The sequence below is a fragment of the Rugamonas apoptosis genome (genome assembly GCF_014042355.1).
Lineage (GTDB): Bacteria > Pseudomonadota > Gammaproteobacteria > Burkholderiales > Burkholderiaceae_D > Rugamonas > Rugamonas apoptosis.
The window spans coordinates 322,242-344,472 of the sequence record NZ_JACEZU010000005.1 but is presented as its reverse complement, the minus strand read 5'-3'; the positions used below and the strand labels follow the sequence as shown (position 1 = coordinate 344,472).

The 22,231-nt window shown below is 66.6% G+C and carries 12 protein-coding genes; 4 read left to right on the top strand and 8 right to left on the bottom strand.

Annotated features, from left to right (window positions below):
* The 5 genes from H3H39_RS12565 to H3H39_RS12545 all read right to left on the bottom strand — a co-directional run bounded on the left by H3H39_RS12565 (position 1) and on the right by H3H39_RS12545 (position 8,526).
* On the bottom strand, positions 1-705 hold the full coding sequence (locus tag H3H39_RS12565) for a glutathione S-transferase N-terminal domain-containing protein (protein WP_182153715.1): 705 nt from the start codon (positions 703-705) through the stop codon (positions 1-3).
* A gap of 113 nt (positions 706-818) precedes the next feature.
* Positions 819-2,159: a carbohydrate porin gene (locus tag H3H39_RS12560; RefSeq protein ID WP_182153714.1), complete on the bottom strand. Its 1,341-nt coding sequence runs from the start codon at positions 2,157-2,159 to the stop codon at positions 819-821.
* Between the two features lie 17 nt (positions 2,160-2,176).
* Entirely contained in the window at positions 2,177-3,493 is a 1,317-nt protein-coding gene (locus tag H3H39_RS12555) for an NRAMP family divalent metal transporter (protein ID WP_182153713.1), read from the bottom strand.
* Between the two features lie 418 nt (positions 3,494-3,911).
* Complete coding sequence (locus tag H3H39_RS12550; RefSeq protein WP_182153712.1) at positions 3,912-7,673, bottom strand: DUF748 domain-containing protein; 3,762 nt, start codon at positions 7,671-7,673, stop codon at positions 3,912-3,914.
* A 145-nt stretch (positions 7,674-7,818) separates the two neighbouring features.
* Positions 7,819-8,526: a phosphoribosyltransferase gene (locus tag H3H39_RS12545; RefSeq protein ID WP_182153711.1), complete on the bottom strand. Its 708-nt coding sequence runs from the start codon at positions 8,524-8,526 to the stop codon at positions 7,819-7,821.
* Positions 8,527-8,832: 306 nt separating this feature from the next.
* Here H3H39_RS12545 and H3H39_RS12540 point away from each other — a divergent pair, with 306 nt between their 5' ends.
* The 3 genes from H3H39_RS12540 to H3H39_RS12530 are packed head-to-tail and all read left to right on the top strand — an operon-like array spanning position 8,833 to position 14,606.
* Complete coding sequence (locus tag H3H39_RS12540; RefSeq protein ID WP_311196906.1) at positions 8,833-10,338, top strand: efflux transporter outer membrane subunit; 1,506 nt, start codon at positions 8,833-8,835, stop codon at positions 10,336-10,338.
* Between the two features lie 31 nt (positions 10,339-10,369).
* The gene (locus tag H3H39_RS12535; RefSeq protein ID WP_182153710.1) at positions 10,370-11,509 is read left to right on the top strand and encodes an efflux RND transporter periplasmic adaptor subunit; all 1,140 of its coding nucleotides are present in this window, start codon (positions 10,370-10,372) and stop codon (positions 11,507-11,509) included.
* Positions 11,510-11,519: 10 nt separating this feature from the next.
* The gene (locus tag H3H39_RS12530) at positions 11,520-14,606 is read left to right on the top strand and encodes an efflux RND transporter permease subunit (protein ID WP_182153709.1); all 3,087 of its coding nucleotides are present in this window, start codon (positions 11,520-11,522) and stop codon (positions 14,604-14,606) included.
* A 48-nt stretch (positions 14,607-14,654) separates the two neighbouring features.
* Here the strand turns inward: H3H39_RS12530 and H3H39_RS12525 are convergent, their stop codons facing one another.
* Together H3H39_RS12525 and H3H39_RS12520 are read right to left on the bottom strand one after the other, a co-directional pair.
* Complete coding sequence (locus H3H39_RS12525; RefSeq protein WP_229218000.1) at positions 14,655-16,100, bottom strand: wax ester/triacylglycerol synthase family O-acyltransferase; 1,446 nt, start codon at positions 16,098-16,100, stop codon at positions 14,655-14,657.
* Positions 16,101-16,196: 96 nt separating this feature from the next.
* A complete protein-coding gene (locus H3H39_RS12520) occupies positions 16,197-17,750 on the bottom strand; it encodes a fatty acyl-CoA reductase (protein ID WP_182153708.1) in 1,554 nt (517 codons plus the stop codon).
* Positions 17,751-18,299: 549 nt separating this feature from the next.
* Here H3H39_RS12520 and H3H39_RS12515 point away from each other — a divergent pair.
* Positions 18,300-20,495, top strand: a complete 2,196-nt coding sequence (locus H3H39_RS12515) for a putative bifunctional diguanylate cyclase/phosphodiesterase (RefSeq protein WP_182153707.1) — start codon at positions 18,300-18,302, stop codon at positions 20,493-20,495.
* A gap of 71 nt (positions 20,496-20,566) precedes the next feature.
* Here the strand turns inward: H3H39_RS12515 and H3H39_RS12510 are convergent, their stop codons facing one another.
* A complete protein-coding gene (locus H3H39_RS12510; protein WP_182153706.1) occupies positions 20,567-22,204 on the bottom strand; it encodes a methyl-accepting chemotaxis protein in 1,638 nt (545 codons plus the stop codon).
* Positions 22,205-22,231: the final 27 nt, after the last annotated feature.

The following is a 22,231-nucleotide window of genomic DNA, read 5'->3' as shown; positions in this document are numbered from 1 at the left end:
TCAGCCTCGCGCGGGAATGGCGAGCCCGCGGGCCACGGCCGGCCGTTCCACGAAGGCGGCCAGCACCCGCTGCACGTTGGGGAAACGCTCGATGTGCACCAGTTCACCAGCCTCATAGAACCCGATCAGGTTGCGCACCCATGGCAGGATGGCGATATCGGCGATCGTGTATTGCGACCCCATGATCCAGTCGCGCCCGGCCAGCCGTTGTTCCAGCACGCCCAGCAGGCGCGCCGATTCGGCCACGTAGCGGTCGCGCGGACGCTTGTCCTCGTACTCGCGGCCGGCGAACTTGTGGAAGAAGCCGACCTGGCCGAACATGGGGCCGACGCCGCCCATCTGGAACATCAGCCACTGGATGGTTTCGTAGCGGCCTGCGGCGTCCTTGGGCAGCAACTGGCCGGTCTTTTCGGCCAGGTAGAGCAGGATGGCGCCCGATTCGAACAGGGCCAGCGGTTTGCCGTCCGGCCCATTGGGATCGATGATGGCCGGGATCTTGTTGTTCGGATTGAGTGACAGGAACTCGGGCGACATCTGGTCGTTGCTGTCGAAGCTGACCAGGTGGGCTTCATACGGCAAGCCCGTTTCCTCCAGCGCGATGGAGACTTTCACGCCGTTGGGCGTGGGCAGCGAATATAGTTGCAGGCGTTCGGGACGGGTGGCCGGCCACTTGGCCGTGATGGGGAAGGCAGCGAGAGCGGTCATGTGTGGTGATGTGGGAAGTAAGGAGCGTTCAATTATCGTCCTATTTTGAAGTACGCGCAGGAGGTGGACGGGCGGCCCCGTCCACCGTGGCGCGGCGAGATGACCCGCCGCCGTCAGAACTCCGCGTGCACGCGCGCGGCCAGCAGGTGGACCGGGCCGCGGCTGCGGTTGTAGGCCGGGTTGCTCGCTTCCTGCAAGTCCAGCGTCAGGCTCAGTTGCTTGCCCAGGCGGGCCGCGTAGTAGGCTTCCATGACCTTCTCGGTGCCATAGCGCAGGCCGCCGTCGCCGATCAGGATACCCATGCCGCCTTGCGCGAAATAGGCGCGCGCGTCGCCCGACAGGCCGTTGACCACGGCCGCCACGCCCACCGTGTCGTCCGGCCGGCCCCAGGCCGCGCCTTTGATGGCCACGCCGCCCGACAGCGAACGGTTGATCTCCGTGAACTCATACGCTTCCTTGGCGCCATCGTTCATGCTGGCGCGCGCGAACAGGCCCACGTCGGCCGTCAGTTCCTGCTCCACATTGACGGCCATCCCCGTGCGCCAGGCCGTGCGGCGCACGCCGGCCACGTCCGGCACATTGGGTACGGAGGCCGCCGCCTGGCGTACGGCGTCCGCGTAGCGCGCCATGCTGGCGTGGTTGGCGAAGCCCAGCAGCTTGACCTTGCCGCCATGGCCGTCCCACTGGTAGCGCTGCTCCAGCTCCGCCACCAGCATGACTTGATTGAATTTGGGGCGGATGATCTTGCCGTTCGGTTCGGCCGACAGCTGGAACACGCCGGCGCGCGCCGTGCGGCTGCCCTGGTTCCATTCCAGCGCCGCGCCGTAGGTGAAGCCCCAAGCGTCGGCCGCGTAATCGAAGGCGCCGGCGTCGATCAGCGACCAGTTCAGGAAGTCGCCGCGCGGATCGTGGGCGTAGCTGTTGGTGTCGAACACGTCGGTGACGGAGAATTTACCGGCCGTCAGCACCACATTGTCCTGCGCGCGGACGCCGCCCAGCTGGTTCGGCGCCGCTTCCACGGCTTCCTGTTGGCCGCCCAGCGCGAAGGTGTGGCGCAGGAAGGCACGCGGCAGGCGCAGGTAGGGCGTGTTCGCGCCCACCTTGTACGCCTCGCCGCTGGGGAAGCCCGCCATGCCGACCGTGTTACTGAGGCCGAAGCCCTGGTCGATCTCGGGATTGAGCCACAGTTCCGTACCGCCGGGCAGGCGCACGCCCGCGTACAGCGTGATGTCGCTGGTTTCCTCGGTGCGGCCGGCCGCGTCCAGGCTGTTCTGGCCCTGGTAGGGCGAGGCGAAACGGTTGTGGCCCTGGGTGACGTTGGTGAACTGGCCGTGGATGGCCCACGTTTCCGGCGCAGCACTCTGGTCGGCGGCGGTGCTCTGTGCGTGGGCCTGGGCCAGCGACAGCAGGCAGAACGGGGCGGCCAGCAGGTGGCGGGTGGCGTTTTTCGTCATCGTGTTGTTGTCTTCTGTTAGGAGAGGTCGAGGGTGAGGAACATGGCCACTACGGCCAAGGCCATGGCGCCTGTGGCCAGCCAGCCCAGCCACTTGAGTTGGCGGGTGACGACGAAGCGGCCCATCACTTTGCTGTTGGCGCCCATGATCATCATCACGCCCATGATGGGCACCGAGATCACGCCGTTGATGACGGCGCTCCAGTACAGTGCCTTGATCGGATCGATCGGCGTGAAGCCCAGCGCCACGCCCACCAGGGTGGAGATGGCGATGATGCCGTAGAAGCCCTTGGCGTCGAACAGCTTGTGTTCCAGCCCTTTCTTCCACTCGAACGCGCCGGCGATGGCGTAGGCGGCCGAACCGGCCAGCACGGGCACAGCCAGCAGGCCGGTGCCGATGATGCCGGCCGCGAACAGCAGGAAGGCGAATTCGCCGGCGATGGGGCGCAGCGCGGTGGCCGCCTCGGCCGAAGTCTGGATGGTCGTGATGCCTTGCACGTGCAGCGTGACGGCCGTGGTCAATATGATGAAGAAGGCCACCAGGTTGGAGAAGCCCATACCCAGGTAGGTGTCGATCTTGATGCGGCGGAAGCTGGGGCGGGCCTGTTCCGGCGCTTCCCGCAACGGCCGGCGATTCGGGTCGGCCTCCATTTCCTCCACTTCCTGCGACGCCTGCCAGAAGAACAGGTAGGGGCTGATGGTGGTGCCGAATACGGCCACGATGGTGGTGATGGTGGCGGCGTTCCAGTCCAGCTTGGGCGCGACCAGCGACAGCGCCACTTCGCCCCACGAGATGTGGACGGCGAACACCACGCCCACGTAGGCCAGCAGGGCCAGCGTGAGCCACTTGAGCACGCGCACATAGCGCGAATACGGCACCACGATCTGCAGCACCAGCGACACCACGCCGAAGCAGGCCGCGTACAGGTGCGACGAGCCGCCAACGAGCAAGCGCAGCGCCTCGCCCATGGCCGACACGTCGGCCGCGATGTTGATGGTGTTGGCCACCAGCAGCAGGCTGACGATCGCATACAGCAGCCAGCGCGGGAAGTGGGTGCGGATATTGCCGGCCAGTCCCATGCCGGTGACGCGGCCGATACGGGCGCTGACCACCTGGATCCCCACCATCAGCGGGTAGGTGAAGAACATGGTCCACAGCAGGTTGGGGCCGAACTGGGCGCCGGCCTGCGAATACGTGGCGATGCCGCTTGGGTCGTCGTCGGCCGCGCCCGTGATCAGGCCAGGGCCGAGTTTTTTCAGCCAGCTGCGCAGGCGCGGCGTGGACGATGGGGCCGGCTGCGGGGCGCCGGGAGTGCTGATGCGTTGATTCTTCATAAAACTCTCGCTACAAGGGAGCGCGCGCGGCGCATCCGGTCGTGACCTGGCGCCGTCCCCTGTGGACGGCACGACGGTAAAACTTGTGGCGTAGTGTGACTGACGATGCATTCCCCCTCGCCGCGTGAGCACGCGGTGATCGCATGCGCCGGCGCGGCCGGTGGTAAAAGGGAATGGTACATCGGAAGGCGGACCGGGGTCGGCCTGGAGATACCGTCATCCGCGAGCGGCGAGATGACGGCGGGAGATTATCCTGCGTTATCTTGCTCTGGCGGCGTCAGCGCGAAGCTGACCACTACAATCACCTGAACAACTGCCCATGACGGGGCTCCATAAAATGAAAACCCCGCGAATGTAATGGTTTGTGGCTACAAAGTCAACCAAGAATTCGCGGGGTGGGAGGTGGGGGCGCGGGCACTTATTTGGCCGACAGCCCCAGTTTGAGATTGACCGGCTGGCCCACCTCGGCCGGCACCGCTTCCGGCGCCGTGGCGCGGGTGCTGGCCGGGTTGACGCCACCCTCGGTGAGCGCGGCCACGATGGCGCTGGCACGCAGCGTGCCCAGGCGGGTGAGGGCGTCGGCCGGCAGGGCCTGGCGCTGTTCCAGCTTGGTTTGCAGCGCGCGATAGAAGCCGCTGGCGTCGGCTACTTGCGGTTCGCCCTGGATCAGCTTACCCAGCTTCTGCCATACGGCCAGTTTCTTCTGGCCGGGGGCCGGCTGAGCATTGGGGGCGTCGCTGGCCGCGTTGGCTGCAGTAGCTTCGCTGGCGCTGGCGGTGCTGGTAGCGGCAACGGGGACCGCTGCCGCCGCCTCGGCCGCCTTCTTTTCCTTGTCCAGTTCCGCCGAACCGAAACGCTCGCCGTACAGGCTGCGCAGCGCACTGCGCACCGGGCTGCTGTTCAGGTCCAGCGGCCCCGGTTCCTCGCCCGCTTCCAGCTTGATGCCGGCCCGCTTGGCGATCTCGCGCCGCACGGCGCGTCCGCGCAAGGCGGCGCCGTCGGCCTGTTCGCTGTACTGGCCCGGCACGGCCAGGGTGAGCTGGGCGCGCTTGGCCAGGATCTGCGCCACTTGCGCCAGCTTGGCGCGCTCCGGCGGCAACAGCACTTCGCTGCCGGGATCGAAGCTGATCGCTTCCAGCTTGTCGCCGCTGATGCCGAACAGGTTGCCCAGCGCGCGGAACGGCGCCGTCACGATCTTGGTCAGCACATTGCCCACGGCTTTCCACACCACGGCGCCGTAGCTGAACTGCGGATCGTTCATGTCGCCCGCCACCGGCAGGCCCAGGTCGATGCGGCCGTCGCTGTCCTTGAGGATGGCCAGCGCCAGTTCCAGCGGCAGCTTGAGCGCGTCCGGGCTGTCAATGCGCTCACCCAGGGTGAGCTGGTCGAGCACGATGTGGTTATTGCCTTGCAGCTGGTTCTGGCGCACTTTATATTCCAGGTCCAGCGAGATTTTGCCTTGGGCGATCTTGTAGCCGGCGAACTTCATCGTGTACGGCGAGGCCGACACCATGTCCACGTTCTTGAAGATGACGTTCAGGTCCGTGTTCTCGCTGGCCGCGAACGGATTGAGCTGGCCGCGCACCCGGGCCATCCCGAATTCGTCCACGCGGCCATCCAGTTCCACCTGGCTGCGTGCATCGCGCTTGGACGACAGGCCGGTGATGACGCCGCCCAGTTCATAAATTTTGGCGCTGAATTGGGGCCGCAGGCTCAAGTCGGTGAAATCGAGCTTGGCGTTCTGCAGCCGCATGCGCTGGACATGGACGGGGAAAGGCTGGCTGGCGGGCGCCGCCGGTTTGGCCGCTGCCACCGTCGTCTTGGCCGCCGGGGAGGCAGAGGCCACCGAAGCCGCCGGCTTGGCCGGCACGCTGGCGGTGCCCGCAGCCGGCACTGGCGCGCTGCTTGCCGCCCCGTTGGCCGGTTCCACCAGCAGGCGCGCCGCGTTGAGGCTGCGGTCGTTCTCGATGATCAGTTTGGCGTTCGGTTCGACGATGCGCAGTTCCGGAATATCGAGCAGGTCTGGCGCCATGCTCAGCGTCAGCTTGTCCGTGCGTACTGCTTTCCAGCTGGCGAAGCGGTCGCCGTCGTCCTCGTTGAGCGCCAGGTTGGACACATCGAACGCGCCCACGTAGCGCACGCTGGTGCGGTTGGCGGGACCGGGTTTGGTGCTCAACTGGCCGCGCGCGGAGACGGTGCCGCTGGCCAGTTTCAGTTTCACGAACTTGGCCAGCATCGGCTGCACGGGCGCCAGCGCCAGTTGCTTGACCTCGACGGCTGTATCGACTGCGCCTGTGGCCGGGACCAGCGAGCCCTGTGCGGACAGTTTTCCGCCCTCGCGCACGGCCAGCCCGGCCTGGAACTTGATGGCCTGCTTCAGGTCATTGCTGACGTCATCGAGTCTGAGGTTGAAGTCCTGCACATTGGCCTTGATGCCCGTGCCCTGGTCGGAATACGCGGCCGAGAACTTGTTCAGCTCCACGCTTTTGGCGTTCACTTGCCATGGCGTGCCGGCAGTCGCTTCCGGCGCGGTGGCGGGTGCGGCGCCGGGTTTGGCCGCTGTTGTGGTGACAGATGCGGTCGATGATGCAGGTGCTGGCTTGCCTGCCGCCGGGGACTTGTCGGCCGTTGGTGCGGCCTTGCCGCCGCCCGGCAAATGGTCCAGCAGGGCCAATTTGCCCTTAGCGTCGAACGCCAGTTGCAACTGGCCGCCGTCCGCATACAGGCGGCCAAAGGTGGCGCGATGGCCAGCCAGGTCGATGCTGCCGTCCGTGAAGCCCAGTTCACCCAGCTTGAATGGGGTTTGGCTGCCGCTGGCGATGGTCAGGTCGGCCAGCGAGAAGGTGGCGCCATCGAGATTGAGCTTGACCCCGGCCGGTGCTTGTTCCGCTTGCAGGTGCAAATGCAGTTGGGCCTGAGCCATGCTTACCTTGAGCGCGGGGCTGGCTGTTTCGTCGATGGCATCGAATGCGAGCCGGTCAAAGTCGAGCTGCTTGAGTTGCAGCTTCCACGGCGGTGGCGGGGCGCTCGGCTTGGCCGGCGCCGGCGTGGCGTTGGCCGTGCTGGACGCAGATGGTGTACTCGCCGCCTTGGCTGGTGTGGGTGCGGCCGCAACGGAGCCCGCAGATGCCGCAGGTGCGGAGGGGGCAGTCGGCACCGCCGCCGTGGCAGGCTTCGGCGTTTCGGGTGCGCCCAATTGGGCCAGATCCAGTTCGCCCTTGGCATTGCGGTGCAGAGAGAATTTACCGTCCGCCGCGCTCAGGCGCTCGATGGAGGCCGAGCGGGTGGCCAGGTTGGCCTGCACGCCCGTCAGCTCGAAGGTCTTCAACGCGGCGAAGGTAGCGGCCGGCGTGCCCTGGGCCACAGCCAGGTCGTGCACGCCCAGTGCCGCGCCATCGAGGCCGGCGTCGAACTTGCCGTCCTGGTAGCTGAAATGGTAGGGCAGCTTGGCCGACAGCAGGCCGGCCGTCACGCTGGCGCGCGTGTAGGGCTTGAGGTAGGCGGCCACACCGGGCAGGGCGACCTTGTCGAGCACCAGTTCGCCCTTGCCGCCGATGGGATTGAGGCTGGCGTCGCCGCGCCAGCGCAGCGTGCCGCCGCCGGTGGCGTCGGCGCTGAAGGTGTAGCTGCCGTTTTCGTCGGGCAGGGTGCTCAGGTTGGCCAGCTTGAAATCGATGGGCGTGTATTCGTCCGCATAGCCGGCGCGCTGGTCGCGCAGCGTCAGCTTGCCCTGTTCCAGCACCAGGCTGGCGATGGACAGGCGTGGCATGCCGCTGCTTTCCTCGTGCGGACGGCGGTTCAGCGTATCCATCAACTGCGCGATGTTGAAGCTGCCGTCGGCGCCGACGGCCAGCAGCGCTTGCGGCGCCGTCAGGCGCACTTCGGCCAGGGTCCAGGCGCGACGGAACAGCGAGCGCCATTCCAGGTCCACCGTCAGTTGGCCGGCCGAGAACAGCGGCGCGCCGTTGGCTTCGGCCAGGCGGAAGTCGACCACCTCCAGCCGCAGCGTGTAGGGATTGAAGCGCACGTCCCCCACCGACATCTGCCGTTCCAGCACGGATTGCCCGATCTTGGGCACCTGGATTTTGATGATCTGCGGCAACAGTCCAAAACCCGCTCCCGCGTACACGGCCATCACGCCCGCCCCACCTGCCACCCACCGTTTCCAGCGCATTTCCATCAAACTCGCGTCCTCATATCATCAAATCATGGCTTACAGACGAGAGTATGCCCCCTTACGGACTGAACCGCAAAGGGGCGGGTGATGGCGGTTCAGTTTCAGCAATCCCACAATAAGGATGGCGCCGGCTGGAATCCGCACCAGTTCATGGCGCGGGGTGGGTGTGGCCGTCTCCGTGGCATTGCGCGGCGTCGGCGCTGCGTGCCGCGTCAGCCCGCCGCAGCAGGTCGATCACTTCGGCATCGCTGGTCTGATCGAAATCGTCATACCAGCTGCCGATGGCAAAAAACGGCTGCGGCACCGTGAGGCAGACCAGCTGATCCACCAGCGGCCGCAGGGCGTGGACGGCATCGGCGGCCCCCACCGGCACGGCCACCACCACCCGCGCCAGCCCGGCCTGGTGCAGCGCTTTCACGGCCGATTCCATGGTGGCGCCGGTGGCGATGCCGTCGTCGACCACGATGGCGACCCGTCCTTCCAGCGGCACGGGCGGGCGGCCGGCGTGGAACAATTCGTCGCGCTGTGCCACCTCGGCCATCTTGCGTGCCGCCAGCGCTTCAACATACTCGGGCGGGATGCGTAGTTCCGCCACCAGGTCGTGATGGATGACCCGGATGCCGCCGCTGGCGACGGCGCCGATCGCCAGTTCCTCCTGGCCCGGCGCGCCCAGCTTGCGCACCACCAGCACCTCCAGGTCCACGTCCAGCTCGCGGGCGACGGCGTAGCCCACCGGCACGCCACCGCGGGGCAGGGCCAACACCACCACGTCGGCCCGGCCGGCGTAGGCATCGAGTACATGGGCCAGCGCATTTCCCGCGTGCATGCGGTCCTTGAATCTGCCTGCATTGCTCATGTCAGCCTCCTGCTCATGTCTATTCTCCCCGGTCGGCCCATGCACTGCTGGCTCGTATCTTCAATGTAGTCCGAATTTGGCGCTGCGTCAGGCAACTTGGCTGAAGCAGCGCAACCGCGCCACAGTTTGAGCGGCAAGTGCTATTCGTCGCCCGGCAGGTGATGCGGACGTTCGCCGGCGGCGCGCTCGGCCAGCCCGCACCGTAGAAAATTATTGTCATAATCTTCAGCTTTTTCCATATAATTGACCCTGAATTCAGCTAAGGCGGGCGCATCAGCGCCTTGCCAGCAACGTGGGAGTCTGTGCGTGAAGAAGCTCACCTTCAAGCAGTTTCCATTGGATGGACGGCGCCTGGGCCTGGCGGTTTTGTTCGCCCTGGCGGTCACCGGCTGCGCCGTCGGCCCCGATTTTTATGCGCCCGCACCGCCGCCCGGCCTGCGCGACGACAGCTACACGCCCGCCGCCATGCCGTCCGACACGGCGTCCGCCCCCGTTCCCGGCGGCGCGTCGCAGCACCTGGTGATAGGGCAGGACATTCCTGCTCAGTGGTGGTCCGTGTTCCATTCTCCTGAGCTGGACCGGCTGGTGCGCAGCGCGCTGGAACACAACCCTACCATGGCGGCGGCCGAAGCGGCTTTGCGCGAGGCCCAGGAGAACTACAACGCCGAGCGGGGTGGCCGGGCTTTCCCGGCCATCAATGCCCAATTGAGCGCGGCGCGCGAGCATCAGGCCGACCAGGGCAAGACCGTCAATGGCGTCTTTTCCCTGTACAACGCTTCCGTCAACGTCAGTTACGCGCCGGACGTGTTCGGATCTACGCGGCGCGCGCTGGAAGGAGCGCAGGCCGCCATCGACTACCAGCGCTTCCAGGTCGAAGCGGCGCAACTGGCGCTGACGGCCAATGTGGTGACGGCTGCCATCCGCGAGGCATCGTTACGGGCGCAATTGCAGGCCACGGCCGAAGTGCTGGCGGCCCAACGCAAGCAAATGGATGTGATCGACCAGCAGTTGAAGGCTGGCGCCGTGGCGCGTTCGGTGCTGTTGACCCAGCGCAGCCAGGTGGCCCAGACAGCGGCCACCGTGCCGCCACTGGAAAAAGCGCTGGCGCTGAGCCGCCATGCCTTGTCCGTGCTGGCCGGCCAGTTGCCAAGCACGCCGGACCTGCCGCAGTTCGAGCTGGCCTCGCTGACCTTGCCCGAGCAACTGCCCCTGTCCTTGCCGTCCGCGCTGGCGCGCCAGCGGCCCGACGTGCGCGCCAGCGAGGCGCTGCTGCACCAGGCCAGCGCGCAAGTGGGCGTGGCTACCGCCAACCTGTATCCGCAATTCACGCTCAGCGGCAGCTACGGCGTGGCCGGCGCCAGCCCGCACCAGCTGTTCAAGGCCGACAATGTGTTCTGGAACCTGGCCGCAGGCCTGACGCAGCCGCTGTTCAACGGCGGCGCGCTGACGGCCAAGCGCCGCGCCGCCGAAGCGGCCTACGACGCGGCCGCCGCCCAATATCGCGCCACCGTGCTGGGCGCGTTCCAGAACGTGGCCGACAGCCTGCGCGCGCTGGAGTTCGATGCCAACGCCCTGCAGGCGCAGGCCGACGCCGAGTCGCTGGCGGCCGAATCACTGGCGCTGGCCAAACGCCAGTACGAGTTGGGTGCCATCAGTTATCTGGGATTGCTCGATGCCCAGCGCAGTTACCAGCAGACCCATATCGCGCTGGTGCAGGCGCAGGCGGCCCGTTACGCCGACACGGCCGCGTTGTTCCAGGCGCTGGGCGGTGGCTGGTGGAACCGCCCGCCGGGTGGGGCGGCCGCACCGTAGTTCTTCCATTATTCGTTGAGCAGAGGGTGACATGACCAAGCGTATGTTCATCATGGCAGGCTGCGTTGTGCTGCTGGTCGCGGCGCTGGCGCTGGGTAAATTCCTGCAGATCCGGCAGATGATGGCCAGTTCGCCCCGGCCGGCGCCGCAGGTGGTCACGGCGATCAAGGCGCAGGCGCTGGAATGGCAGCCGCAGCTCAGCTCCGTGGGCACGCTGGTGGCCGTGCGCGGGGTCGACATCAGCAGCGAGATCGCGGGCATGGTGCGCGAGGTGCGCTTCCGCTCCGGCGAGGAGGTCAAGTCCGGCCAGGTATTGTTCGCGCTGAACGCTGATGCTGACCAAGCCCAGCTTCATGCGCTGCAGGCGTCGGCCGAACTTGCGGCCACGGTGCTGCGGCGCGACGAGGCGCAATATGCGGCGCAGGCCATCAGCCAGGCCCAGTTGGACAACGACAAGGCCGAACTGAAAAGCCGGCGCGCGCTGGCGGCCCAGCAGCAGGCGCTGGTGGACAAGAAGACGATCCGCGCGCCGTTCGCGGGCAAGCTGGGGATCACGGCCGTCAACCCCGGCCAGTTCGTCAACCCCGGCGACAAGCTGGTGACCTTGCAGACCATGGACCCGGTGTATGTGGATTTTTACGTGCCGCAGAAGCAGTTGGCCGGCCTGGCGGTGGGGCAGAAACTGAGCCTGACCAGCGATGCGTGGCCGGGCGCCGCCTTCGCCGCGCGCTTGACGGCCATCAGCCCCAAGGTCGACCCGGCCACCCGCAACGTGCTGGTGGAGGCGACGGCGGCCAACGCCAAGCGCCAGCTGATACCTGGCATGTTCGCCAACGTGAGCCTGGAGCAGGGCGACGTGCAGCGCCACCTGACCTTGCCGCAGACGGCCATCACCTACAACCCCTACGGTTCGACCGTGTTCGTGCTGGCGCCGGGGCAGGGCAAGGACGCGCCCAAGGACGATAAGGGCCAGCCCGTGCTGGTGGCGCAGCAGGTGTTCGTGACCACGGGCGCCACGCGCGGCGACCAGGTGGCGGTGCTGACGGGCCTCAAGGAAGGCCAGACCGTCGTTACCAGCGGCCAGTTGAAGCTGAAGAACGGCACCCCGGTCGTGATCGACAACAAGGTCCAGCCGGCCAACAGCGCCGCGCCCACGCCGCAGGAACACTGAGGGCGCCGCGATGAAATTTACCGACATCTTCATCCGGCGGCCCGTGCTGGCCAGCGTCATCAGCCTGCTGATCGTGGTGCTGGGATTGCGTTCGCTATTCAGCCTGCCCATCAACCAGTATCCGCGCACGCAGAACGCGGTGGTCACCATCTCCACCACCTATTACGGGGCGGACGCGCAGACCGTGGCCGGTTTTATCACCCAGCCGCTGGAATCGGCCGTGGCGCAGGCGCAGGGCATCGATTACCTGTCCTCGTCCAGCAATAGCGGGGTGTCCGTCATCACGGCCACGCTGCGCCTCAATTACGACGCCAACCGGGCGCTGACGGAAATCACCACCCAGGTCAACTCCGTCAAGAACCAGTTGCCGGCCCAGGCCCAGACCCCCGTGCTGACGGTGCAGACGGGCCAGACGACGGACGCCATGTACATGGGCTTCTACAGCAACACGCTGCCCACCAATAACGTGACGGACTTCTTGGCGCGGGTGGTCAAGCCCAAGCTGGACGCCATCGAAGGCGTGCAGACGGCCGAGCTGCTGGGCGCGCGCCAGTTCGCGCTGCGGGCCTGGCTGGATGCGGACCGGATGGCGGCCCACGGCGTGACGGCGGCCGACGTGAGCGCGGCGCTGGCGTCCAACAACTATCTGACGGGGCTGGGCTCGTCCAAGGGCCAGATGGTGAGCGTGCCGCTGACGGCCGGCACCGACCTGCACACGGTGGAGGAGTTCAAGCACCTGGCCATCCGCCAGAGCGGCGGCGCGATCGTCCACCTGGAGGACGTGGCCAACGTCACACTGGGATCGGAGAACTATGACTTTAATGTGGCCTTCAGCGGCGTGCGGTCGGTCTTCATCGGCATCAAGGTGGCGCCCGAGGCCAATATCCTGGACGTGGCCAAGCGCGTGCGCGTGGCCTTCCCGCCCATCCGCGAGCAACTGCCCAATGGGCTGACGGGCGAAATCGTCTACGACTCCACGGAATTCATCAACACCTCGATCCATGAAGTGGTCAAGACGCTGGTGGAAGCGCTGATCATCGTCACCATCGTCATCTACCTGTTCCTGGGCAGCTTGCGGGCCGTGGTGGTGCCGGTGATCGCCATGCCGCTGTCGCTGATCGGCACCTTCTTCGTGATGCTGGTGCTCGGTTATTCGATCAACCTGCTCACGCTGCTGGCCATCGTGCTGGCCATCGGGCTGGTGGTGGACGACGCCATCATCGTGGTCGAGAACGTGGACCGCCACATGAAGCAGGGCATGGCGCCGTTCGACGCGGCGCTGGTGGCGGCGCGCGAACTGGGCAGCCCCATCGTGGCCATGACGGTGGTGCTGATTGCCGTGTATGTGCCGATCGGCTTCCAGGGTGGCTTGACGGGCGCGCTGTTCACGGAATTCGCGTTCACGCTGGCGGGCGCCGTGGCCGTGTCAGGCGTGGTGGCGCTCACGCTGTCGCCCATGATGTGCGGGCGCTTCTTCCGCGCCAGCCAGGACGAGGGGCGCTTCGTCAAGGCCATCGACCGCGTGTTCGAGCGGGTGCATGGGCGCTACCTGCGCATCCTGCATGCGCTGCTCGACACGTGGCCGGTGCTGATCGTGATGGGCGTGATCCTGAGCGTGCTGCTGGCGCTGATGTTCAAGATGTCGCAGTCGGAACTGGCGCCGGAGGAGGACCAGGGCATCGTGCTGTCGCAGGTGGTGGGCGCCCCCACGGCCACGTCGGACCAGATGCAGACCTATGCGGCGCAGATTTTCGCGATCGGCAAATCGATACCGGAATATGCGCAGATGTTCCAGATCACGGGCGTGCCGACCATCAATTCCGGCTTTGGCGGTGTGCTGTTCAAGTCGTGGGACAAGCGGACCCGTTCCGCCCACGAGATCCAGCAGGAGTTGCAGGAAAAATGGAACAGCATCGCCGGCGCGCGCGTGGCGGCCTTCCAGTTCCCCGCCTTGCCGGGCAGTTCCGGCCTGCCGGTGCAGTTCGTGGTCACCACCACGGAGCCGTTCGAGAATCTCAACACGGTGGCCGAACAGGTGCTGGAAAAGGTCAGGGCGGCCAACAAGTTCTATTTTGTGGACGTGGACCTGAAGGTCGATTCGCCCCAGGCGACGGTGGAGGTGGACCGCGACAAGCTGGCGGCGCTGGGCATGACCCAGCAGGATTTCGGCAATGCGCTGGGTGCGGGGCTGGGCGGCGGCTACGTCAACTACTTCTCGATCGCCGGCCGTTCCTACAAGGTGATCCCGCAGGTGCGGCAGGTGGACCGGCTCAATCCCGCCAACGTGCTGGACTTCCAGATCAAGACGCCCAGCGGCGGCATGATCCCGGCCAGCACGGTGGCCAGCCTTAAATACAGTGTGGTGCCGGAATCGATCACGCGGTTCCAGCAATTGAACGCGGTGACCTTCGCCGGCGTGACGGGCGAATCGCAGGGCGACATCCTGCAATTCATGCGCGACACCTTGAAGCAGGTGGCGCCGTCGGGCTACACGGTCGATTATTCCGGCCAGTCGCGCCAGTATGTGCAGGAGTCGGGCGGCTTCCTCGTCACGATGGCCTTCGCCGTGATCATCGTGTTCCTCACGCTGGCGGCGCAGTTTGAGAGCTTCCGCGATCCTATCGTGATCCTCGTGTCGGTGCCGCTGGCGCTGTTCGGGGCCATGATCTTCATCTTCCTCGGCTTCGCCTCGATCAACATCTACACGGAGGTGGGATTGGTGACGCTGATGGGGCTTATTTCCAAGCACGGCATCCTGATCGTGGAAGTGGCCAACCATTTGCGCGCGGCGGGCAAGGACAAGCGGGAAGCGATTGAGGAAGCGGCCGGCACCCGGCTGCGCCCCATCCTGATGACGACGGCGGCCATGGTGTTCGGCGTGGTGCCGCTGGTGATCGCCTCCGGCGCGGGCGCGGCGGGGCGCCATGCGATGGGACTGGTGATCTTCACGGGGCTGGCCATCGGCACCTTGTTCACCTTGTTCGTGGTGCCGGCCATGTACATGCTCCTGGCCGGGAAGCATGTGGCGGAGGCGCCGCCGGCGGAACCGGAGCCTGGATCCGAACCCGAATCCGAACCCACACCGGCCATCCCCTGACTCTGGACCCGCCCCGGCCATCCTCTGATGGCCGGCGCTAGCCTGGACTCAGGCGGCGCGCACCGCCGCCAGCGGCGCGGCCGGTTCGCCGTCCTGAACTTGCGCCGCAGCCGTTTCCATCATGGCACGGGTGGACGTTTCCAGTTCCGCGAATGCTTCCGCCGTCAACGCCATCAGGCGGTCCGGATCAGGCACCTGGTCGGTGTCGACGAACAGGGCCAATTGGATCTGGCCCGCGTACGAGATGAACGCCAGTCCCACGCCCAGCTTGCCCGCCTGCGGCACCCAGCAGATCAGGTCCGTCATGCGCGAGCCGGCCAGGTAGCGGCGGCTGCCGGGGCCTTCGATATTGGTCAGCACCACCGAACCCTTGGAGGTGAACAGGTTCAGCGCGAAGTGCTGGAGCGCCGTCGGCAGGCAACCCGCGATGGACAGGAAGGTCATCGTGGCGCGCGGCTGGTGCGAGCGCTTGATGGCCGTCATGCGCGCGCTGGACTGGCGCAGGCGCTGGCAGGGGTCGTCCACGTTGGTGGGCAGTTCCACCGCCACCAGGCCGAACTCATTCCCCAGCTGGAAGGCGTTGGCCTTCTCGCGCAGGTTGAAGGTGACGGCGGCCCGCAGCGCGCGGCCATCCACCTGCTCGCCGTCGGCCGACAGGTAGGCGCGCAGCGCGCCCGAGACGGCGGCCACCCACACGTCGTTGAGCGTCACGCCCATGCGCTTGGACAGGGTGCGGACCCGCTCCAATTCCAACGGCGGCAGCCAAACCAGCTGTTTTTCGCCGTGCAAGGGCGCCTTCAGGCGGGTGCTGGCGTCCGGCCACAGCATGGACAGGCGGGTGACGTGGGCGGCGATCTTGAGCCACGAGACGGCGCGCGCCAGGCTGAAGCAGACCGGGTTGCCGGTGACGGCGGCGCGGTGCGGATGGCCCACCGGAGACGGCGTGCGGCCGTGCAGGCCGTTGTCGTCGGTCAGGTGATTGAGTACGTGCACCAATCCCAGGCCGTCCGTGATGCAGTGGTGGACCCGGAACACGATGGCGTGGCCGCCGTTCACGCGGTCCAGCACCGTCATGTGCCACATGGGGCGGTCCGTCTGCAGCGGCAGGTGGGCGATGCGGGTCAGGTGGTTCTGCAGCTCGGCGCGGCTCACTTCCTCCACCATCCGTTCGTGTTTGATGTGGTCGAGGATGTTGAATTCCTCGTCCTCCACCCAGTGCGCGCGGCCCCAGCGCGTCACCACCTTTTGCGTGAAGCGCGGGTAGTTGGGCAGGCGATGGGCGATGGTGGACACCAGCCGTTCCATGTCCACCTCGCCCTCGAACAGCAGGATGCTGTTGATGACCATCAGGTTCTTATTGGTGTCCATGCGATGCCAGGCGTAGTCGCGCCGGGTCATGCGCGAGCGGGGCTTGCTGGCCGGGCGTGCCGGTTCGGCGTTCTGCTGATCCGGCTCCTGGTGCGCGTGGGCGCGCGATGCGGAAGTGTGGTTCATGTGCTGCTGTCTCCTCTTGCCGCGCCGTTATAGTTGTAGTGGCGTCGGCCTGTTATTGATGCAATGCGCGATGCGTTGCGGTGCTGGCCGCCTTCACTAGCTGCCCACGCTGGCCTCCTGGCAGGCGGCCGGCGCGGACGCGGTGGCGGCGCCCGTCTTGGACGCGCCCCGTGGCCGCAGCGCATAGCGGTTCAAGCCGCCCATGTGGATGCGGCACAGGTAGTCGGGCCAGTTGATCTGCGCCGGATCGACCGGGAAGCGGGCCGCGTCCTCGGCGCCGAAGCGGCGCGCCAGCGCCATCAGGCGGTTGTTGTGGAAGCGGTAGCGCGGCGCCGTGTAGAACGAGAACGTCACGGCCAGCGTATGGGTGGTGCGCAGCGCTTCGATCGCCGGCGAGTCGCCCGCGCCCAGCAGCCGGCGCAAGCCATTCCAGGCGCCCGTGCCGGCGCGCATGGCGCGCAGCATCAGCAGGAAGACGGGCCGGCTCACCACCTGGAAGTCGCGCTTGGGCGCGTGGTAGAACAGGCGGTCGTACTGGCGCCAGTTGCGCTTGGCCTCGGTCTGGAACAGGTCGATCACCTTGCCCAGCTTGATCGGGTTGCCCGAGCCGGTGCAGGCCTGGTAGATGCGGTGCGCCGGCGCTTCCGTCAACGCCTCGGCGCTGGCCAGCAGGATGCTGTTGGCCACCAGGTCGGCCGGCACGATGTCGATCACTTCGTCCGGGCGGGCCGGGAAGAAGCTGGTCTTGCCGCGCGCGTAGGCCAGGATGATGGCATCGGCCACCTTCACGCCTTCGATCCAGCCCGGCACCGGCTCCTGCAGCGTGCTTTCGATGATGGACGGGCGCACGATGGTCAGCGCGCGGCCGTGCATGGCGCGCATGGCCAGTTGTTCGCCCATCCACTTGGTGAAGGTGTAGGTGTCGTTCCAGCCGTGGTGGTTGGCTTCGGCGATGCCCAGGTCCGTCAGGCGGGCGGCCAGTTGTTCAGGGTCCGCGACTTCCGCCTTGACCTGGCCGATGCGGTGGTTCAGGTAGTCGAGCAGGTTGGACAGGTCGTAATAGCCGTCCGCGTGGCGCGTGATGCTGGCGCGCGCCGGGCGCACGACTTCCTCCTGCATGGCGCCGCGCTGGTAGCCGTTCACATAGCAGGTGGAGACCTGGATCAGCGGCGCGTTTGCGGCGCGCGCCAGGGTGCACAGGTTGGCGATGGAGAGCGCGTTGATGGCCAGCGCCTGGTCCAGCGCCTCGCGGAAGTTGACGCTGGCGGCGGCGTTGATCACCAGGTCGACGCGGCGGGTGAGGGCGTAGAACTCGCCCGGATCGAGGCCGAAGCTCGGTTCCGTCACTTCGCCCATCACGCATTCGAGCTTCTCGGCGAAAAACTGTTCCAGGTAGCGGGGCCGTTCGGCGCGCAGCTTGTCGAACACGGAGGAGGCGGCGACTTCCCGTTCGAAGCGGGCGCGGGCCGTCACGCCGTTGCGTCCGCCCCGGATCAGCAGGATCACGCCGCCCACGTCGGGCACGGCGCGAATCAGTTTTTCCAGCACCACCTTGGCCAGGAAGCCCGTGGTGCCGGTGATGAAGACCCGCTTGCCAGCCAGCGCTGGCCCGACGCCCAGGGTGGGGCCGGCGTTCAAAACACTGTTCATAAGCTTCTCAACCTCTTCAATTGTCTGCAACCTTCGATCGATACGGCCGGAAAATACCCGCACCGTGTTGGTACTGTTACGGCTTGCCGCGCCGTCGAGGTTTGCTCCACATTCTTTGTGAGAAGTTTGCTGCGCCGCGCGGGAGGCGGTGGCCGGCCCGCGCGCTTGCCAGGAGAAAACGTATCAATACTGCAATAGACTCCGGTTCCGATCTTAATGCGAAACAGTGGCGCGGCAGGCCATTTTGCCTAGTCCCGGCGAGCCAAACGCATGGCGCGGCGAGTCACGCACGGCCGCTTGCAGGCGCGCCTGAGAGGGGCGGGGGGCGCTCGCGGGGAAACGGGAAATTGTGTTGCGTTTTGTCTATATTGTTGTCAAATCCATACAGCAAAAAGCTGCTTTTGAGCAATGCGTGGCCAACTATCGTCCCGGATAAGGTTGTTTCGACTATCATGCAAGCCTGACATTTGACCTTCAACCAGCGTTAAACGGCCTGGCAGGATGTGGACCGGAACGCGTAGCCGTGTCCATCGCATGCCCAGAACCGCGTTGATTGAACCAGCCCCGCTGACATCCCCATCCGCCGCCACCCGAAGTACGCGGCCGGCAGCCGGCAGGACCCTGTTCGGCGGGCTGGCGCTGCTGCTGGTGCTGGTCTGGCTCAGTCCCTGGACGGTGCCCCTCAAGCAAAGCGAAGTGCTGTTCTCGGCCGCCAGCCATACCATTTTCGAGCTGTTCGCCGTGGTGGTGGCCGGCCTCATTTTCGCCGTGTCGTGGAATGCCTACCAGCGTGAGCGGGCGGGCAATACCATGATCCTGGCCTGCGGCTTCCTGGCCGTGGGCCTGATCGACCTGGCGCACCTGCTGTCCTACAAGGGCATGCCCGATTTCGTTACCCCGGCCGCGCCGCAAAAGGCGATCGCGTTCTGGCTGTGCGCGCGCTTCGTGGCGGCGCTGACGCTGCTGGTGGTGGCGCTGCGGCCATGGACCCGCTTCCGCAGCGATGCCACCCGTTACCTGATCCTGGGCGGCGCGCTGGCGCTGACGGCCGCCGTCTATGTCCTGCAACTGTACGCGCCGGAGATCTGGCCGGTGATGTTCGTGCCCGGCCAGGGCCTCACCTCCACCAAGCTGATGGCCGAATATGGCATCGTGGCCCTGCTGCTGGTGCCGCTGGCGCTGTTCTGGCGCGCGCCGGCGGCGGAAGCCACGCCGCTGCTGCGGGCCACGGCCATCACCATCCTCAGTGAATTGTGCTTCACGCTGTACGCCAACGTGAATGACATCTACAGCCTGCTGGGCCATTTGTACAAGGTGATCGCCTATGGCTATATTTATCAGGCCGTGTTCGTGGCCAGCGTGCGCGAGCCGTTCCTGCGCCTGTCGGCCGCATTGCGCCAGCAGCGCCTGGCCGAGGAGCGGCTGCACTTCCTCGCTTATCATGACCCGCTGACGGAGTTGCCGAACCGGCTCATGGCCCGCGTCAGCTTCCGTGACGCCGTGGCGCGCGCCAACGCAGGGCGGGTGGCGCTGGTGTTCATCGACCTCGACAACTTCAAGCAGATCAACGACAGCCTGGGCCACTTGCAGGGCGATGTGGTGTTGCAGGAGATGGCCAACCGGCTGCGCGCGCTGGCGCCGGCCGGCGCCACGGTCAGCCGCCAGGGCGGCGACGAATTCCTGCTGGTGTGGAGTGGCCCGCCCGTAGCGGGCGCGCTGGGTTCCGCGCTCGACATGCTGTTGCAGCGCCTGCAGGAACCGATCATGGTGGCCGGCCAGGAGCTGGCCACCACCGTCTCGGCCGGGATCGCGCTGTCGCCCGACGACGGCGCCGACTTCGACATCCTGCTGCAAAAGGCCGATACGGCCATGTATCACGCCAAGCACCAGGGCCGCAATACGTGGTGCTGCTTCGCGCCGCACATGTTATCGGACGCCGCCGACCGGCTCGATATCCGCAACGGCCTGGCCCAGGCCCTGCAGCGGGACGAACTGCTGCTGTACTACCAGCCGCAGTTCGACCTGGCCAGTGGCCGCATGATCGGGGTGGAGGCGCTGATCCGCTGGCAGCGACCCGGTCATGGGCTGGTGTCGCCGGCCCGTTTCATTCCGGTGGCCGAGGAGTGCGGCTTGATCGTACCGATCGGCGCCTGGGTGCTGCGCACGGCCTGCCGCCAGATGGCCGAGTGGCGCGCAGCCGGTGCGCCGCATCTGGTGGTGGCGGTCAACCTGTCGGCGCTGCAGTTTGGCCGGGGCAACCTGGAACAGGATGTGCGCGCAGCGCTGGAACAGGCCGGGCTGCCGGCCGGCTGGCTGGAACTGGAATTGACGGAATCGATCCTGCTGCAGAATCCGGATCAGGTGCTGGCCATCGTGCAGCGCCTGCGCAAGCTGGGGGTGAGTTTGTCGGTGGACGATTTCGGCACCGGCTATTCCAGCCTGGCCTATCTCAAGCAGTTCGCCGTCGACAAGCTCAAGATCGACCAATCGTTCGTGCGCGCCATCGATGCCCAGCCGGACGACACGGCCATCGTGCGGGCCATCGTCCAGATGGCGCACAGCCTGGGGCTGAAGACGATTGCCGAGGGCGTGGAGAACACGGCCGTGCTGGATCTTCTGGGCAAGCTCGGCTGCGACGAGGCACAAGGCTATCACTACGCCCGGCCGTTGCCGGCGGCCGAGGCGTTGCCATTCATCCTGGCCGCGCAAGCCCAAGCCGAAGCCCAAGCCCAAGCCCAAGCGTAAGCGTAAGCGTAAGCGCATCCGCCGGCGGCGCCACCGGACCGTCTGGTCCGTCCCACCGCCGGCCATTCCGCCTAGGCGACGCGCCGCAGCGTTGGCTGGCGCGGTGCGGGCCGGGCTGGCGGCGTGGCCAAATGCATGGCCGGCGCGCGCGCCGTGCTGGTGGTCAGGCGGAAGTGGTCGACCAGCACGGCGAGTTGGGATGCCTGCTGCTGCATGCGCTGCGCCGTGCCGACGGCCTGGCTGACCACGTTCGCGTTCTGCTGGGTCATGGTGTCGATATGGCCGATCGCCTGGTTGACCTGCACGATGCCGTCGCTCTGCTCCTTGCTGGCGCCGCTGATATCGCCCACCAGGCCGGCCGCGCGGGTCACGGAATGCACGATATCGTCCATCACGCGGCCAGCGTCCGTCACCAGCTCATTGCCCTCGTCGATCGCCTGCACGCAATCGCCGATCAGCACCTTGATTTCCTTGGCCGCGCCGGCGGCGCGCTGGGCCAGGTTGCGCACCTCGTTGGCCACCACCGCGAACCCCCGGCCCTGTTCGCCGGCGCGGGCCGCTTCCACCGCTGCATTGAGCGCCAGGATGTTGGTCTGGAACGCGATGCCGTCGATGACGCCGACGATATCGGACATCCTGCCGGAATGGCCACGGATGGTGCTCATGGTGGCCACCACCTGGCGCACGGCATGGCCGCCGTCCGCCGCCACGCTGGCGGCCGAGTTGACCAGGATGGTCGCTTCCTGTGCGTTGTCGGCGTTGCTGCGCACGGTGCTGGTCAGTTCGTCCATGGTGGCCGCCGTCTGTTCCAGCGAAGCGGCCTGCGACTCGGTGCGCGAGGACAGGTCTGCGTTGCCGGCCGACAGGCCGCCGGCGGCGTCGTTGACGACGGCGCTGGCGTCCTTGATCTGCCCGACCAGCAGCTTGACGTTGATTTGCAGGATGCGCAACGCCTGCAGGGCGTCGATCGCTTCCTTGCCGCCGTGGGCGGGCACGGCGCCGGTCAGGTCGCCGGTACTCATCTGGTTCAGTCCATGGCGCAGTTGTTCGAGCGGCGCCAGTACGCCGCGCTGCAGCAGCACCCAACTGAGCACCAGCAGCGCCACGCCCAGGCCGGCGCCGGCCGCCAAGGCATCATGGCCGGCCGCCATCGCGGTCCAGAACATGACGCCGAACAGCAGCAGCATCAGGCCGCCGGCGACGGCGAACTGGGTCTTGAGCGGGCTTGCCGCCAGCGTGGCCAGCCGGCGCCAGGGGGAGCGCCGCGCGACGGCGCCCTCATGGACCAGCAAGGGCTCGCGGCCTTCGCGCACCTGGCGGTAAGCCTGCTCCGCCGCCTCGACCTTGGCCCGGCTGGGCTTGGTGCGGATCGAGGTGTAGCCGATCATGCGGCCCTGGTCCAGCAAGGGCGCCATGCCCGCTTCGACCCAGTAATGGTCGCCATTCTTGCAGCGGTTCTTGACCAGGCCGGTCCAGGCCTTGCCGGCCTTGAGCGTGCACCACAGGTCGGCGAACGCCGCGGGCGGCATATCCGGGTGGCGCACGATATTCTGCGGCGCTCCCAGCAGTTCCTCTTCGCTGAAACCGCTGATGGTGATGAAATCCTGGTTGACGTAGGTGATATTGCCTTGCAGATCGGTCTTGGAAACAATGGTTTCCGATTCCTTCAAAACGTACTCTTTATTCGTGACGGGTAAATTGTTACGCATCGGATGCTCCTGTTTGCGTTGGCGACA

Coding starts and splice junctions, on each gene's coding strand:
- H3H39_RS12565 (WP_182153715.1), bottom strand. CDS start 705: ATGACCGCTCTCGCTGCCTTCCCCATCACGGCCAAGTGGCCGGCCACC.
- H3H39_RS12560 (WP_182153714.1), bottom strand. CDS start 2,159: ATGACGAAAAACGCCACCCGCCACCTGCTGGCCGCCCCGTTCTGCCTG.
- H3H39_RS12555 (WP_182153713.1), bottom strand. CDS start 3,493: ATGAAGAATCAACGCATCAGCACTCCCGGCGCCCCGCAGCCGGCCCCA.
- H3H39_RS12550 (WP_182153712.1), bottom strand. CDS start 7,673: ATGGAAATGCGCTGGAAACGGTGGGTGGCAGGTGGGGCGGGCGTGATG.
- H3H39_RS12545 (WP_182153711.1), bottom strand. CDS start 8,526: ATGAGCAATGCAGGCAGATTCAAGGACCGCATGCACGCGGGAAATGCG.
- H3H39_RS12535 (WP_182153710.1), top strand. CDS start 10,370: ATGACCAAGCGTATGTTCATCATGGCAGGCTGCGTTGTGCTGCTGGTC.
- H3H39_RS12530 (WP_182153709.1), top strand. CDS start 11,520: ATGAAATTTACCGACATCTTCATCCGGCGGCCCGTGCTGGCCAGCGTC.
- H3H39_RS12525 (WP_229218000.1), bottom strand. CDS start 16,100: ATGAACCACACTTCCGCATCGCGCGCCCACGCGCACCAGGAGCCGGAT.
- H3H39_RS12520 (WP_182153708.1), bottom strand. CDS start 17,750: ATGAACAGTGTTTTGAACGCCGGCCCCACCCTGGGCGTCGGGCCAGCG.
- H3H39_RS12510 (WP_182153706.1), bottom strand. CDS start 22,204: ATGCGTAACAATTTACCCGTCACGAATAAAGAGTACGTTTTGAAGGAA.